The organism is Priestia aryabhattai B8W22, from assembly GCF_000956595.1.
GTDB lineage: Bacteria > Bacillota > Bacilli > Bacillales > Bacillaceae_H > Priestia > Priestia aryabhattai.
In genome coordinates this window covers 1-13,500 of sequence record NZ_JYOO01000057.1, presented here as the reverse complement: position 1 = coordinate 13,500, position 13,500 = coordinate 1, and the positions used below count along the sequence as shown (strand labels likewise).

Here is a 13,500-nt window from a genome sequence, read left to right as displayed (position 1 = left end):
CTTTAATCTTGGTTTGAGATTTAAAGAAGAGCGTTTTTTTACGAAGTTTCTAATTCTGCTTTTATTTTCCCAGCCACTGCGTGAGTCAGCTGCTGAAGATCGTAAATCTCTTCTCCTGAAAGTACTACATGTCCGTTTAAAACGTGGTTATGTTTATATGCTCGATACGTCACTTCAATACTTTTTATCGCACGCTCTACTTCGTCATTCACCATAATGTTTTCATAGTGATAGGATAGTGTTTCAATTCGAATCTGCGTATTTTTCATATTCATTTACCCTCCATGAGCTGTTGACTAAAAATATGACTGTTAGAGGTGAACTATACATAGAACCTTTTTTGTTATTACATACTTTGTTATTTAGAACATATTTTAATTACTTAATTGATGTTTGTTATTCTTATTTTATAAAATCCCAAACCAAAACCCCGCTCTTCGGAGCAGGATTTTATTGCTTGTAGTACCAGCCTTTTTTATCTAAAAACTGCTTAACTTTTACCAAATCCAGTCCAGCTGCTGTGAGTTCAGCTGATGGATTACCTATTGCATGTACGTTTAATTCACTGTCAATTCCTTCATTTTTTAAGAAAGCACGAAACTCTGTTTCCATGTCTTTACTTAATCCGCCTGTTTTAATTGTAACTGGGATAGGTTCTACGTCTTTCATCTGCACGAATCCTCCTGGAACAGCCCATGCTGCATTCGTATAGCCATATACGCTAAATACCGTGCCTTTTTTTATCGTTCTGAAATTCTCTGTTACATTCGCATATTTGTAGACTCCAATATCCTTCTTCGCTTTTACTTGGAAAGAATATTTATCTCCAAGTGAAGTAACCTTTGGTAACGATTCTTCTATAGGATTCCTTACACCCTTAAGGAGTTCCATCATTTTAGCTAATGTTTTCTCATCAGCTTTTCCGGTTGACGTTAATCCATACTTTTCTTGAAGAGCTTTAACAGCTGCAACAGTTTCACTGCCATATTGACCATCAGTTCCTTGCTGGGAAAGCTCAAATCCTAATTTAATTAAGTTTTGCTGCAGTTCTTTTACAGCTAGTCCGCTATCACCTTGCTGCAATTGTGCTGATGGCTTATTATTTTCCACCACCGTCACGCCTGTATTAATACTATTAAAGAAATCCAGATCCATTTCATTGATATCAACATTGCCTTTAATCCCGTTTACTTTTCCTTGATCTGTATATTGAAACATAGACCATCTATCCCAAATCGCCGTATCACCTGGGTTAGCAAATCCCTTAGAACGGTTACTTCCACTGTAACGAGCTATCCATAGTGGATATCTTGCCACAGCGCTTGTAAAATTGGATTTAATAAAACTATAACCCGTGTAAAGAATAGGCGTGATGCTTGTTTTCCTTTCAATATACTCCATCCATCTAACTGCAAAGGCTGTGACCTGCGCTTTTGTTTTTCCTTTATTTTCTTCCAAATCTAAGCAATGAGGCAAATCAACCTTCATGCTGCCTAATTTATTTAAAAAGAAATTAACTTCTGCAATGGGATCATTATCAACATGAGCAAAGTGATAAAACCCTACACGTAGACCTGCATTTTTTGCACCTATATAATTATCATATGATTTTTTATCTAAGAAGGTTGTACCTTCTGTTAATTTAATATACGCGCCTTTTACACCATCCGACGCCACTTTTGCCCAATCAATTGTTCCATTGTGATGAGAAACATCAATGACCTTAATATTTTGATTATTACGGTTTTGCATTGCTATCACTCCTTCATACAAACTATGAATAAAAAAGGAAATGGCAACTGATACAGGCCTAGTAAATAGATATTAGGCTTTATAAAAAAACTACAATAAGAAGGGGTTTTGGTAGCCTTCCTTTATTATAAGAAATGAATTTGTGCAATTTTATAAAGTGAGGAAAGCTATATTCGTTTATACTAATAATATGAAGATATACTGAATAAAACGTGGAGGAATATGATGTCTTTAATAAAAGAAGCACGTAGATATGCAGAACACGCTCATACGGGTCAAATGCGCAAGCTGTCTGATATACCTTATATTGTTCATCCTATTAACGTAGGTAATATTTTAGAAAAAGCAGGTTTTAGTGAAGAAGTAATTGCAGCAGCTTATCTGCATGATGCTGTAGAAGATACAAGTGTAACACTCGAAGAAATTGTACAAAGATTTGGTTTAGATGTAGCGGGGATTGTTGAAGCTCATACAGAAAACAAATCAAAAAGCTGGGAAGAACGTAAACAGCATACAATTCAAATTGTGAAAACTGGTTCTCTTGAAGTGAAATCTTTAATTGTAGCAGATAAATTAGACAATTTACGGTCTTTAAAAGAAAGCTACGATCAGCAAGGAGATACGATTTGGAATAGCTTTAAAAGAGGATTCGAAAAGCAGAAATGGTACTACGAATCCATCAGCAAATACGCTGCACAAGGATTGGAACCAAGCCAAATTCCAAGTTTTTTTTATACGTATAAACAAGAAGTAAATGATTTTTTTAGAAGTTAATATTCCTATGAAGAAATTAGAAAACACTGAAAATAACTATTGCGAACGCGCGGCATACGTATTAAAATATAGTAGAGTCAACACGCAATAAAGGCTCTACATAATCGGGACTGTAGTTCAGTGGGAGAATACTTGTCTGGCAGACAAGGGGTCGTGGGTTCGAATCCCATCAGTTCCATAAAAACAGCCGTATCAAGAGTTTAAAACACTTTAAAACTCTGCAGGATGGAATGGTTGCAATACTATTTCATCTGACCTCTTCATGATTTCCATGAAGAGGTTTTTTATTTTCTTTTTACGATTGATCCTCATGATTTTTATGATTATTCTTTTCACTGCTCCTACTGACAATTTCTCTAAGTTCGCCCTCGTCGCCTTTTGCATTGATGATTTCAAAAAGCTGATTCAGCCCTTCACTTGTTTCATCATTTGGTTCTTTGCCCATTCTATCCCCTCCTTTTGCTTCTAGGATGCCCATTTTTTTCACATTGTTTCATGTAAAAAGCAATTCATCAATATTAATCGGCCGTAAAAGTATACCTTTACGACCCTTGTACGATTAATGGTTATATAGATACAATCAACCCTCTCATTTTTGCAGCGTTTTATAGGGCTTCTAATACTCATCTATAATGAAATGATCATCACAAACTTCGTTAAAATCGTTCTCTTCGTGGAGATCTACTTCTTTATCTTTGGATATCTCGGTTTCTGTTGTAAATAGTTTAAAAAGCTTGTTTAACATTGTTCCACCTCATATCTTTCATTAATACATTCAGTATGACTAATTTATATGAAGCCAGTATGAATTGAAACTTAAGATAATGTGAATGTAGACATTAACGTGAGATGTTAAGCACGCTTATACCCTGGACGAAAAGGTTACTTCATTCTACAAAGAGGTGATTAGTATATCAGCTGTATTTGGCATTCGTTCTATAACAGTCGTCTTTGTTATTCGTTTTGCTATTGTACTAGGTAGCTTAGTTTTATGTATTCTCGCTTTAATCCTTGAGTCATCAACATCCTTAAATACTATTCAAACCGCTTGTGTAGTTAGAATTATCCTTTTGCTTGCTTTGTTTTTCTTTGGTGATATCCATAATCAAACGAAAAAACGCAAGCTATAAAAAAGAACTTTGTATGCTGCTGCAAAGTTCTTTTCATAAACACTTACTGTTTGTTAAGGACTGTATTAAATATGAAATAGCTCATACACTTCTCATACAATCGCTAAGACCTATTCAGTTAACAATTCTTCTTACGTTTTTTTTCAAACCATCCATATGCAATTTCAGCTTTAATTTCTTTATTTCCCGGAGAAACTAGGAAAATAACGTATGAACCGTTGTTTGGAAAGATAAATTTACCATCTTCATCACTTACTAATGTACTTTTCGGCGGAACAACACGGTTAAATACGTTTACCCCTTTGGTAGGAAAGCCTTTTACCATTTCTGCAAATTTAATTTTCCCTTTTGGCTTTGAACGTATTGTAGTATTCGCTGGACTCACATTATCCGAAGTTGTTCCTTTTCCAGGCGGGATGGAGTTAAACCAAATTTCAGCAGTAAAAGGTTCGTTGGAATAGTTAGTGATAGTAAAAGCATTCACAAATAAATCTACTCCGGAGCCGGAAGGGTTAACTAACCCGCCCCAAGCATTTCTATTTCCACCAAAACGAATAGGCTCAGTTTGTCCAACAAAATAGTCTCCTTTTAAAGATTGATATAAAGGATTAGGTATATTAACGGCTTTAATATACGGTTTGCTCGACTCGTAATTCGACATACAATCATCTCCTTTCTGTAATATATTATTTTATGAGGGTTTTCTATAAATGCTTGGACATATTCATATAGAAATATATTTAATCTTTATATAAACTCAAAAAGATAGACCCGGTACTGAGCCTATCTTTTCCTATCGCTTAATGCCCTCGTCGACTGCTGGTGTATAAACGGATTGCTTTTTGACTTTATATTCCGACGCTTTTTTAATACTTCTACTATCACTTCTTAAAGTAGTAATCACCTATTCTTTTGTAGTCATAGAATGAAGAATCCTTGCCCTTTTTTCGCAATATTCAACAATTTCATAACAGGTTGTGAGAATATCATGTCTAGACAGTTCTATTTCATCAAATACAAATTTTGAAAGCTGCTTCTGCAGAATCTCCAGCTTTTTGCTGTCTTCTTCATCGATCCATAGCCCTTCCGTAATACACACATCTGCTAGTTTGTTAATAGATTGAGCCGTCCAGTTTAAGCCGGCTGAAGAAACAGTTTTTGTAAGTAAATCGTTTTTTATAGCTAGAATAACTTGACACACATGGGTATAGGCATCAACTTTCTTTTGGATAAATGCTTTGCGAAGCTCTTGTTTGTATTGCTCTTTCGACATCGTTATAGCTACGACAGAAGTAATAAATGTTCCTGCCAGCGCGATGAGCGACCCTATCAAAATTCCTATCATTTCTCCTGACAAAACGTTCACCTCTTTAAAGGTATTTCTATATGATATGAGAATGAAGGAAATGATATGAGGTAAACACCATGTAAAAACAGCCCTAACTTTTCTAAGTTAGGGCTGTAACACTGAAAATATGATGGTAACGAAATTAGATAATACGACTTGTAATAATTCCTTCAATTTGACCAATTTTTTCTTCTAGCTCAGGCACAATCTCGTCGCTTACTTGATTGTCAATATCAATCATTGTATACGCATATTCACCGCGGCTTCTGTTCACCATATCTGCGATGTTTAAATTGTAGTTTGAGAATACTTGTGTAAGTTGTCCTACCATATTCGGCACGTTGTGATGGAAAGCAGCTACGCGTTTTTTCCCAGTGTAAGGAAGAGATGCATTCGGGAAGTTCACTGAATTTTTAACGTTTCCTGTTTCTAAGAAATTTTTCACTTGACGTGCTGCCATTACCGCACAGTTTTCTTCTGATTCTTGAGTTGATGCCCCTAAGTGAGGAATTGGCACAACATTTTTCATGTTCAAGATATTTTGATTTGGGAAATCTGTAATGTATCGTCCAACTTTTCCACTTTCAAGAGCAGCTTTCATATCTTCTTCGTTTACAAGCTCACCCCGTGAGAAGTTCAAAATATGAACATCTGGTTTCATGATGCTAAACGTTTCTTTATTGAAAACACCTTTTGTATCTTCCGTTAATGGAACATGAACCGTAATATAGTCAGATGCTGCAAATAGTTCTTCTAGAGACATTGCACGCTGTACGTTGCGAGACAAATTCCAAGCTGTATTAACAGAAATGAATGGATCAAAACCAATTACGTCCATATCTAAATCAAGCGCGTCGTTTGCTACAAGAGCACCAATTGCACCTAAACCAATAACGCCTAATGTTTTGCCTTTGATTTCTTTTCCAACAAACTGTTTTTTACCTGCTTCAACTAACTTAGGAATTTGATCACCTTGGCCATCTAATCCTTTTGTCCATTCAACTCCAGCAAATAAGTTACGAGAAGAAGCCATAATTGTAGTTAAAACCATTTCTTTTACTGCGTTTGCATTAGCTCCTGGCGTATTAAATACAACGATACCTTGCTCCGTGCAAGCGTCCACCGGTATATTATTAACCCCCGCTCCAGCTCGTGCAATAGCTTTTAAATTTTGGTCAAATGCCATGCTGTGCATGTTAAAGCTACGCACGACAATAGCATCTGGATTTTCGCTGTCGTTGTCAATTTGATAACCTTCTTGATTAAAAACATTTAGACCTTTTTGTGCAATGTTGTTTAATGTTTTGATTGTTTGTACTTTTTCCAATGTTAATGTGCTCATTTTGTACTCTCCTCTGATTATCATCGTAGTTTTACACGTTTTTACCTTTGGATAAAGGAACTTCATTTTTAATTTTTTTAAAAGTCTGGTTTTTTAGCCTACATGTCTGATAACTTCTATATCCTCTCCCCCTAAACAGAAAGAGGTAAGAGATATGTATTAATCCCTTACCTCTGCCCAGGCGAACGGCTACGTCACTATATGCTTCCTCACGGTTATCCGCGTTTCGCCAGTCACATATAGTCTTTGAAATTAAGTATATTCTAGCAAACTCTTTCAGAACGTTCAACCTTTTTTTTAAAAGTTTGCTTTTTTCAGTCTAATTTTTAATCTCTTTGGTGAATCTCCTAATATATTGACAAATACCCCAATACATGTTAAATAAGAAGAGTGATTAGCACTCTATCAACTCAAGTGCTAATTATTTTATAAGCCCTATTTGGAAAGGAGAACTTCTTATGTCAAAAAAAGAATTCAAAGCCGAATCAAAGCGATTATTAGAGATGATGATTAATTCCATCTATTCTCAAAAAGAAGTATTTTTGAGAGAACTTCTATCAAATTCAAGTGATGCAATCGATAAAATTTATTACAAAGCTTTAACAGACGACTCCTTGCATTTTAACAAAGAAAGCTACTACATAAAAGTAACACCAGATAAAACTAACCGTACCTTAACCATTACGGATACTGGAATTGGTATGACGCAAGAGGAGCTTGAAAGCAGCTTGGGCACAATTGCAAGAAGCGGTTCTCTTGCGTTTAAAAACGAAAATGAAACAAAGGACGGACACACGATTATCGGCCAATTCGGCGTTGGGTTTTATGCTGCGTTCATGGTAGCAGATGTCGTAACGGTGATTAGTAAAGCTTTAGGCAGCGATAAAGCCTATAAATGGGAATCTACTGGTGCTGATGGTTATACAATCGAGCCGTGCGAAAAAGAAACGGTTGGAACTCAAATCATTTTAAAAATTAAAGAAAATACAGAAGATGAAACATATGATGAGTATCTAGAAGAATATCGTTTAAAAGAGATCATTAAAAAGTATTCAGACTTTATCCGCTACCCGATTAAAATGGACATAACGGAAAAACGCCCTAAAGAAGGTTCTGATAACGAGCTAGAAGATTATACAGAAGAACAAGTTATCAACAGTATGATACCGATCTGGAAGAAAAACAGAAATGAATTGACTTCAGAAGACTATGAGCAGTTTTATTCAGAAAAGCGCTACGGATTTGATAAACCGCTCACTCACCTTCATATTAATGTGGATGGAACGATTCGCTACAATGCCATTTTATTTATTCCAGAAAATAGTCCGTTTGACTACTACTCAAAAGAATTTGAAAAAGGACTTGAATTGTATTCAAACGGCGTCTTAATTATGAATAAATGTGCAGATCTTCTTCCAGATTACTTTAGCTTTGTAAAAGGTATGGTAGATTCTGAAGATTTATCTCTTAATATTTCACGTGAAATTTTGCAGCAAGACCGCCAGCTTCAGCTGATTGCCAAAAACATCGGCAAGAAAATCAAAAAATGAATTAAAAAGCTTGCTTAAAAACGAACGTGAAAAGTACGAGAAGTTTTATGAATCATTTGGCCGCCAGCTGAAGTACGGCGTTTACAGTGACTTTGGCAGCAACAAAGACGTGTTAAAAGACCTGCTTTTATTCTATTCTTCTACAGAGAAAAAGCTCGTAACACTAGATGAGTATGTATCGCGCATGCCTGAGGATCAAAAGTATATTTATTATGCATCAGGCGAATCGTACGAACGAATTGAAAAGCTTCCTCAAGCAGAATTGGTTGCAGATAAAGGGTACGAAATTCTGTATTTTACAGAAGATATCGATGAATTTGCGATTAAAATGTTAATGACGTACGAAGAAAAAGAATTTAAATCTGTTGCAAGCAGTGACTTAGGTATTGAAGCAGAGGAAGAACAGCTCAATGAGTCTGAGGAAAGAGAAAACAAAGAGCTATTTGACTATATGAAAAAAGCTTTGGCGGAAAAAGTAGGAGATGTGCGCGCGTCTAAGCGTTTAAAAACACATCCCGTTTGCTTATCAGCTGATGGTGAAGTAACGATTGAAATGGAGAAAATTTTAAGTGCTATGCCTGACAATCAGCATGTGAAAGCAGAAAAAGTGTTAGAAATTAACGTAAATCATGATGTATTCGCCTCTTTAAAAGATGCATTTGAAAAGGATAAAGCGAAATTAGACCTTTATACAAATCTATTATATAACCAAGCTCTTTTAATTGAAGGCTTATCTATTAGTGATCCCGTTGAATTCACAAATGATATTTGTAAAATCATGATATAAAAATCAGGCGCAGAATCATTCTGCGCCTGATTATATGTATGACATAATAAAATTAGTTATATAGTAAGAAGCGATAAAAATGGGTACCGGCAGTTCTTCTATTACTCTTATTGAGTGTTTGCCTTCTTTAAAATAAAAAAGGTCTGATTTAAACTCTGCGACTTTTTCTCTTTTTTGATTAAAAATACACGCTTCCTCTATGGCTTCATGACTGCTTAACATGTAGACGTTATTTCCCCATCTAATTTCTTGTTTCCCTTCGTTTTTAGTTATTCCTTTACCTAATAGATACCCCACTGTTTTTCCATTTTCTTTTATCACCCACCGGTGTTTTTCCACGTGATCAATAAGCACCGTTCTTCCTTCCCATTGAACTTGTAAATGTACCTTTAAGCCGCAGGAGAAGATAGGAAACCAAGAAATAGAATCTAAAACTGGAAGTCCATCACGAGTTAAAAAATCAATACTTTTAGTCCACATATTTTTATGCGTTCTCTTAAGTTGTCCGACTTTTTCTCCATTTTCATTTGTAACTGCTACGGTCTTCCCTGCTGATTTAAAATAGGGAAGATAAAAAATATATTCTTGCATATAAGCCTCCAAAAATTCTGTACCTTATATTAACAGCGTGTACATAGTTATGTTTCTATCTTTCATATATTTCATTTGTTTCTCTTGATTTCTTCCTTTGTTTGAATTGGCTTTGATTTTCTTTTAAATGCTTTAGTAAAGCAACAATCAAGAAACTAACAATCACAAGAAGAAGCCAAGAGCTAATTTTACTTATATGAACCATTGTCCACTGCTGCTGTTGATCTGGATACTGCCATGCTCCGAAAAATGTTGCGATATTTTCAGCGATCCAAATGAAAAAGCCAATCAGTACAAAAGACAATACTAAAGGCATGCGATATGTACGTCTATTAACCGTAAAATACACAAAAGTTCGATAAAAAATAAATAAAGTAAAAAGTTTTAAAAACCAGCGGAAGTCGTAAATGAAATGATGCGTGAAAAAGTTAAGGTAAATAGCCGCACTTAGTATACTGACCATCCATGTAGCAGGCCAATTCGTAAGCTTTAATTCAAGCCTTCTCCACACTTGGCACATGTAGCTGGCTACACTAGCATACATAAATCCGCTGTACAGCGGAACTCCCCAGACTTTAGTGAAAGCTTTTTCCGGGTAGCTCCATGAGCCCATATGAACTTTGTAGAGTTCTAACGCTAGTCCAATTAAATGAAATACTGCGATGACTTTTACTTCATCAAGCGTTTCTCGTTTAAACATCACCATTAAAACTTGAGTTCCTAGGCAGACTAATAAAATAAGGTCATATCGAGAAATAAACGGTACTTCAATTATTTTTGTCATAGCCAATGTAAGAAAAATAATAACAGGAAAAACACAAGATTTTGCTTGTTCTAAACCAAAATAGATTAATTGCTTCATTGTAACATCCTATCTTTATAGTATTCCTTCGTGTTTTCACAGAAATGATTCCCTGAAAATTATTGCAGATTTTTCAAATTTATTCAATAAGCATCTCCGCTGTTTTTGTAACTAAACTATCAGATCCAGCGGAGATCAGTTTTCTCCGTTAACTTTTCAAAAAATCGGTGACTCTCTGTACATAGGGCTCTTTATCGTAAGATAAGTACAGATAACTAGTTAATTGTACAGGCTCCCCAAAGAAAAAACGTTCATACAGTGTTTCTCTAGTGCCAAACGGACTCATCGTTAAATCCCACGCTAGTCGAAAAAGCTGGATTCGATCTTCTGCTCCTCTCGATTTAGCTTGCAAATAACGCGTAATATCTTCTTTAACCAATGAGCGGCACGTATTTTCTGTCGGTATTGCCATTAATCCGCTGGCACCTAAAAGCTGGATAATCTCTGTAAAGGTAGGGTATGTTTTTGAAAATAAATGTGCGGCAATACGAAGTGTAGTTTCATTCGGACGCATGTAGCCCCATGGATCAATTTCCGCTTCTTCTTCTGCTTTCATCACGAGAGCTTTCATCGTTTCTAACGCAATAATAAGGTCCGTGGCTTTTTCTCGCACATGCGGATAGTCCGTAATGTTAATGGTTTCAATCAGAGATTGTACAATTCCTAATACAAATTCTGTTTTGACAATTCTCCTTGAAGTTACTTGATGAAGAGCAAAGGCTGAGAAGGAACTAGAAGCAAGGAATGTATTTGATACGTCAACATTCTCATAGAAAAACACGCGGTTCCACGGTACTAATACATGGTCAAAGACAACAATTGTATCCATTTCTTCAAATCTAGAACTTAATGGATAATCAAACGTCGAATCTTTTCCTGCAAATGATTCTCTACAAATAAATTTAATTCCTTTTGTATTACTTGGAATCGAAAAAGCAAACCCTTTTTCTTTTCCTTGAATGCCCGCTGAAGACAGTACGAGTAGCTCATCCGTCATTCCACCCTGGGTAGCAAGCAGTTTCGCTCCTTGGATAACGATTCCCTCATTGTTTTTATCAACTATTTTTGCTGCTATCGGTTCGTCGTTTTGCTCGTAATAAAATTGGATTCGATTGACTTGAGGATCGATGAATGTATGAGTGAGCGATAAGTCGTGCTCTCTCACATATTCATAATAAGAAACGATGTTTTCAGGAAAGCAATTTTCTGTTCCTCTCAGGAGTTCTGCAGAGGATGCAAAAGCCATCAATACGGTATTCATATAATCTGGACTTCTTCCTATCATACCATGGGTTAATTGCGCCCATTGCTGAGTCATCTCTCGTCTTTTTTTTAACTCTTCTTTTGTTTTAGGCTGTAAATAAGATGTACCGACAAATTCCTTAGAAGCCGGAGATTGGTATGTCATGATATCTTTGATTTTTTTATCATGCTGAAGATCATAAAGCTTAGCTTGACTGTTAATGGCTCCTTTAAAAGCCGGATGTTCTGATATATTGCCTGTTACGAGCTTGCCATCAACCCATATATTTGCTTTTAATTGATTAATTCTTTCTACGTATTGCTTCCCATTAATTGCTGACATACTCCCACTCCCAGACTTTCAATAAATATTTTCAACTATTGCATTTTTATCATATTACGATGTCTTTTCCATGTTTCTTTCATACATCACAGCTTTGAGCATAAAAAAAGAAGGTTACGGTAACCTTCTTTTTTTTAGGATTTATTTATATTGAATATCATTTCTTAGGGATTCAACTTTACTTAATGCTTGGTCAATATCAGACTCTTCAACATTAAAGTGAGCAAGTGCATCGTGAAGATGCTTAGCAATTGCATTAAAATGTTCGGGTTGAATATTCATATTTGCATGTGCTTTGGTCATCGACTTTCCTGAATATTGATTCGGTCCACCTAAGGCAAAGCTTATAAACTTAGCTTGATGTCGACGTTGTTTATCCATATCCGTGTGCTCAAAAAAGTGACTGACTGTTTCGTCTTTTAATACAAGCTCAGAATAAAAATAATCTACTACTTTTTCAATCGCTTCTTGTCCGCCCACTTTTTCATACAATGTTTGTTCCAAAACAATTCCTCCTTTTGTACCTTTACCCATTATTACCCAATACAAGTATTCATATTCTTTAAAAGGCTTCTTTATGGAAATTCGTTATCGTCATGTTTTATTCCTCTTCATCATAAAGAATAAAATGTAAAGGGAATGAACGCAGTGCAAAGGAGTTGTAGAAACTGCATTTAATATCTATCGTTAACGGACTTTAAGCATGACGACATTAGATAAGCGCTTCTCTAATACACGTAAGTATAAGCCGGCACGCCTTTTACTCCTACTCGACATGAAAAAAGAGACCCGGCAGCTTCTTCATATTTTTCTTCTTCTTTAGCTGTGGTGATAAATAAGGTTTGTAAATCGTCTCCTCCAAATGTACAGCAGGTTACATTGGAAACAGGAAGATAAATAGATTCTATAATTTCTCCTTTATCTGGATCTACACAAATAACTTTCGAACCTCCCCAAAGCGCTACCCATAATCGGTCGTGCTCATCAATTGTCATTCCATCAGGAAACCCGTCCATATCTGAAAGATCAATCACCACTTTTTCATTTTCAAGCCTTGTTGTTTCTTTAGAAAATGAATAAGACATAATTTTATTTTTCAGTGAATCAACCAGAAAGAATTTGTCTCCTGCCCGATTCCAAGCTAACCCGTTTGACACGCTTAATCCTTCTTTAGCGCTCTTAATTACACCTTTTTCATCTACTACGTACAGCTGGGCTTTTCCTTCTTCATCTTCTTCACTCATCGTTCCAACCCAAAAGCGATTATACGGATCACATTTCCCATCATTAAAACGCATGGTTTGTTCCAGAGTATCTAAACGTATATACTCTTCATGATTCTTTTTGTTTTTATCAACTAAAAGCAGCTGATTACGAGTGGAGACAATCAATTTTGAGTGATTGGTTTTAGAAACGCTTGTAACGACTGAAGGAAGAGCAATATCTTCTAAGGTTGTCGTTTTTGGATCGTACGTAAGAAGCTTTTTATCTAAGATGTCTACTAGTACTAATTTTTGATTTTCTTCATCCCATAGGGGTCCTTCAAGCAAACGTCCATCGTACTTTTTTTCAATTTTCGCTTCCATTTTCAAGCTCCTTTGTCGTTTTTATGTACAACCGTTTTTTATAATCGCTTTTTTAAAAAATACTTCTTTAAGTAAATAAAAAACAGGAATATCTTCCCTTTTTTATAATTACCCGTTATATGATCTTCTCTAAACACTAGGTTCCAAGAGAATCTTTTCATAAAAAAACAGCACGCTGTGTATAGCGTGCTGT

The 13,500-nt window shown here is 35.6% G+C and carries 13 protein-coding genes, 1 tRNA gene, 1 pseudogene and 1 riboswitch; of the genes and pseudogenes, 3 read left to right on the top strand and 12 right to left on the bottom strand.

Annotated elements, in window-relative coordinates:
• Positions 1-38 precede the first annotated feature (38 nt).
• The gene (locus tag N178_RS25080) at positions 39-269 is read right to left on the bottom strand and encodes a hypothetical protein (RefSeq protein ID WP_237758608.1); all 231 of its coding nucleotides are present in this window, start codon (positions 267-269) and stop codon (positions 39-41) included.
• A 181-nt stretch (positions 270-450) separates the two neighbouring features.
• Positions 451-1,752 (bottom strand): GH25 family lysozyme, encoded by a 1,302-nt coding sequence (locus N178_RS25075; protein WP_045295561.1) that lies wholly within the window; start codon positions 1,750-1,752, stop codon positions 451-453.
• 225 nt (positions 1,753-1,977) lie between these two features.
• On the opposite strand from N178_RS25075, the gene N178_RS25070 reads away from it, so the two are divergent.
• Both N178_RS25070 and N178_RS25065 read left to right on the top strand, forming a co-directional pair.
• Positions 1,978-2,526, top strand: coding sequence for an HD domain-containing protein (locus N178_RS25070; RefSeq protein WP_045295560.1), 549 nt, complete (start codon positions 1,978-1,980; stop codon positions 2,524-2,526).
• A gap of 106 nt (positions 2,527-2,632) precedes the next feature.
• A tRNA-Ala gene (locus tag N178_RS25065) sits at positions 2,633-2,704 on the top strand.
• 117 nt (positions 2,705-2,821) lie between these two features.
• Here N178_RS25065 and N178_RS27295 read toward each other — a convergent pair.
• From N178_RS27295 to N178_RS25050, 5 genes are all read right to left on the bottom strand, one after another.
• Complete coding sequence (locus N178_RS27295; protein WP_013057122.1) at positions 2,822-2,971, bottom strand: hypothetical protein; 150 nt, start codon at positions 2,969-2,971, stop codon at positions 2,822-2,824.
• Positions 2,972-3,142: 171 nt separating this feature from the next.
• Complete coding sequence (locus tag N178_RS27960; protein ID WP_272946360.1) at positions 3,143-3,271, bottom strand: hypothetical protein; 129 nt, start codon at positions 3,269-3,271, stop codon at positions 3,143-3,145.
• 503 nt (positions 3,272-3,774) lie between these two features.
• Positions 3,775-4,317, bottom strand: a complete 543-nt coding sequence (locus N178_RS25060; protein ID WP_045295559.1) for a DUF6143 family protein — start codon at positions 4,315-4,317, stop codon at positions 3,775-3,777.
• Positions 4,318-4,560: 243 nt separating this feature from the next.
• Positions 4,561-5,022 carry a hypothetical protein gene (locus N178_RS25055; protein WP_237758606.1) on the bottom strand — a complete coding sequence of 154 codons (462 nt, stop codon included), beginning with the start codon at positions 5,020-5,022 and terminating at the stop codon, positions 4,561-4,563.
• Positions 5,023-5,146: 124 nt separating this feature from the next.
• Positions 5,147-6,346 carry a phosphoglycerate dehydrogenase gene (locus N178_RS25050; protein WP_045295556.1) on the bottom strand — a complete coding sequence of 400 codons (1,200 nt, stop codon included), beginning with the start codon at positions 6,344-6,346 and terminating at the stop codon, positions 5,147-5,149.
• A gap of 168 nt (positions 6,347-6,514) precedes the next feature.
• Positions 6,515-6,593, bottom strand: a riboswitch (ZMP/ZTP riboswitch).
• A gap of 211 nt (positions 6,594-6,804) precedes the next feature.
• Here N178_RS25050 and htpG point away from each other — a divergent pair.
• Positions 6,805-8,683: pseudogene (htpG, locus tag N178_RS25045) on the top strand (molecular chaperone HtpG).
• 30 nt (positions 8,684-8,713) lie between these two features.
• On the opposite strand, the gene N178_RS25040 reads toward htpG, so the two are convergent.
• From N178_RS25040 to N178_RS25020, 5 genes are all read right to left on the bottom strand, one after another.
• Complete coding sequence (locus tag N178_RS25040; RefSeq protein WP_045295554.1) at positions 8,714-9,274, bottom strand: tubby C-terminal domain-like protein; 561 nt, start codon at positions 9,272-9,274, stop codon at positions 8,714-8,716.
• A gap of 55 nt (positions 9,275-9,329) precedes the next feature.
• Positions 9,330-10,136 (bottom strand): DUF817 domain-containing protein, encoded by an 807-nt coding sequence (locus N178_RS25035; RefSeq protein WP_045295553.1) that lies wholly within the window; start codon positions 10,134-10,136, stop codon positions 9,330-9,332.
• 148 nt (positions 10,137-10,284) lie between these two features.
• The gene (hpaB, locus tag N178_RS25030; protein ID WP_045295551.1) at positions 10,285-11,721 is read right to left on the bottom strand and encodes a 4-hydroxyphenylacetate 3-monooxygenase, oxygenase component; all 1,437 of its coding nucleotides are present in this window, start codon (positions 11,719-11,721) and stop codon (positions 10,285-10,287) included.
• 141 nt (positions 11,722-11,862) lie between these two features.
• The gene (locus N178_RS25025; RefSeq protein WP_080890256.1) at positions 11,863-12,225 is read right to left on the bottom strand and encodes a group I truncated hemoglobin; all 363 of its coding nucleotides are present in this window, start codon (positions 12,223-12,225) and stop codon (positions 11,863-11,865) included.
• A 224-nt stretch (positions 12,226-12,449) separates the two neighbouring features.
• Positions 12,450-13,307: an SMP-30/gluconolactonase/LRE family protein gene (locus N178_RS25020; RefSeq protein ID WP_045295547.1), complete on the bottom strand. Its 858-nt coding sequence runs from the start codon at positions 13,305-13,307 to the stop codon at positions 12,450-12,452.
• Between the last annotated feature and the right edge of the window lie 193 nt (positions 13,308-13,500).

Excerpts from the sequence above, each read along its gene's own strand:
- N178_RS25080 (WP_237758608.1), bottom strand. The coding sequence starts at position 269 with ATGAAAAATACGCAGATTCGAATTGAAACACTATCCTATCACTATGAA.
- N178_RS25075 (WP_045295561.1), bottom strand. The coding sequence starts at position 1,752 with ATGCAAAACCGTAATAATCAAAATATTAAGGTCATTGATGTTTCTCAT.
- N178_RS25070 (WP_045295560.1), top strand. The coding sequence starts at position 1,978 with ATGTCTTTAATAAAAGAAGCACGTAGATATGCAGAACACGCTCATACG.
- N178_RS27295 (WP_013057122.1), bottom strand. The coding sequence starts at position 2,971 with ATGGGCAAAGAACCAAATGATGAAACAAGTGAAGGGCTGAATCAGCTT.
- N178_RS27960 (WP_272946360.1), bottom strand. The coding sequence starts at position 3,271 with ATGTTAAACAAGCTTTTTAAACTATTTACAACAGAAACCGAGATATCC.
- N178_RS25060 (WP_045295559.1), bottom strand. The coding sequence starts at position 4,317 with ATGTCGAATTACGAGTCGAGCAAACCGTATATTAAAGCCGTTAATATA.
- N178_RS25050 (WP_045295556.1), bottom strand. The coding sequence starts at position 6,346 with ATGAGCACATTAACATTGGAAAAAGTACAAACAATCAAAACATTAAAC.
- N178_RS25040 (WP_045295554.1), bottom strand. The coding sequence starts at position 9,274 with ATGCAAGAATATATTTTTTATCTTCCCTATTTTAAATCAGCAGGGAAG.
- N178_RS25035 (WP_045295553.1), bottom strand. The coding sequence starts at position 10,136 with ATGAAGCAATTAATCTATTTTGGTTTAGAACAAGCAAAATCTTGTGTT.
- hpaB (WP_045295551.1), bottom strand. The coding sequence starts at position 11,721 with ATGTCAGCAATTAATGGGAAGCAATACGTAGAAAGAATTAATCAATTA.
- N178_RS25020 (WP_045295547.1), bottom strand. The coding sequence starts at position 13,307 with ATGGAAGCGAAAATTGAAAAAAAGTACGATGGACGTTTGCTTGAAGGA.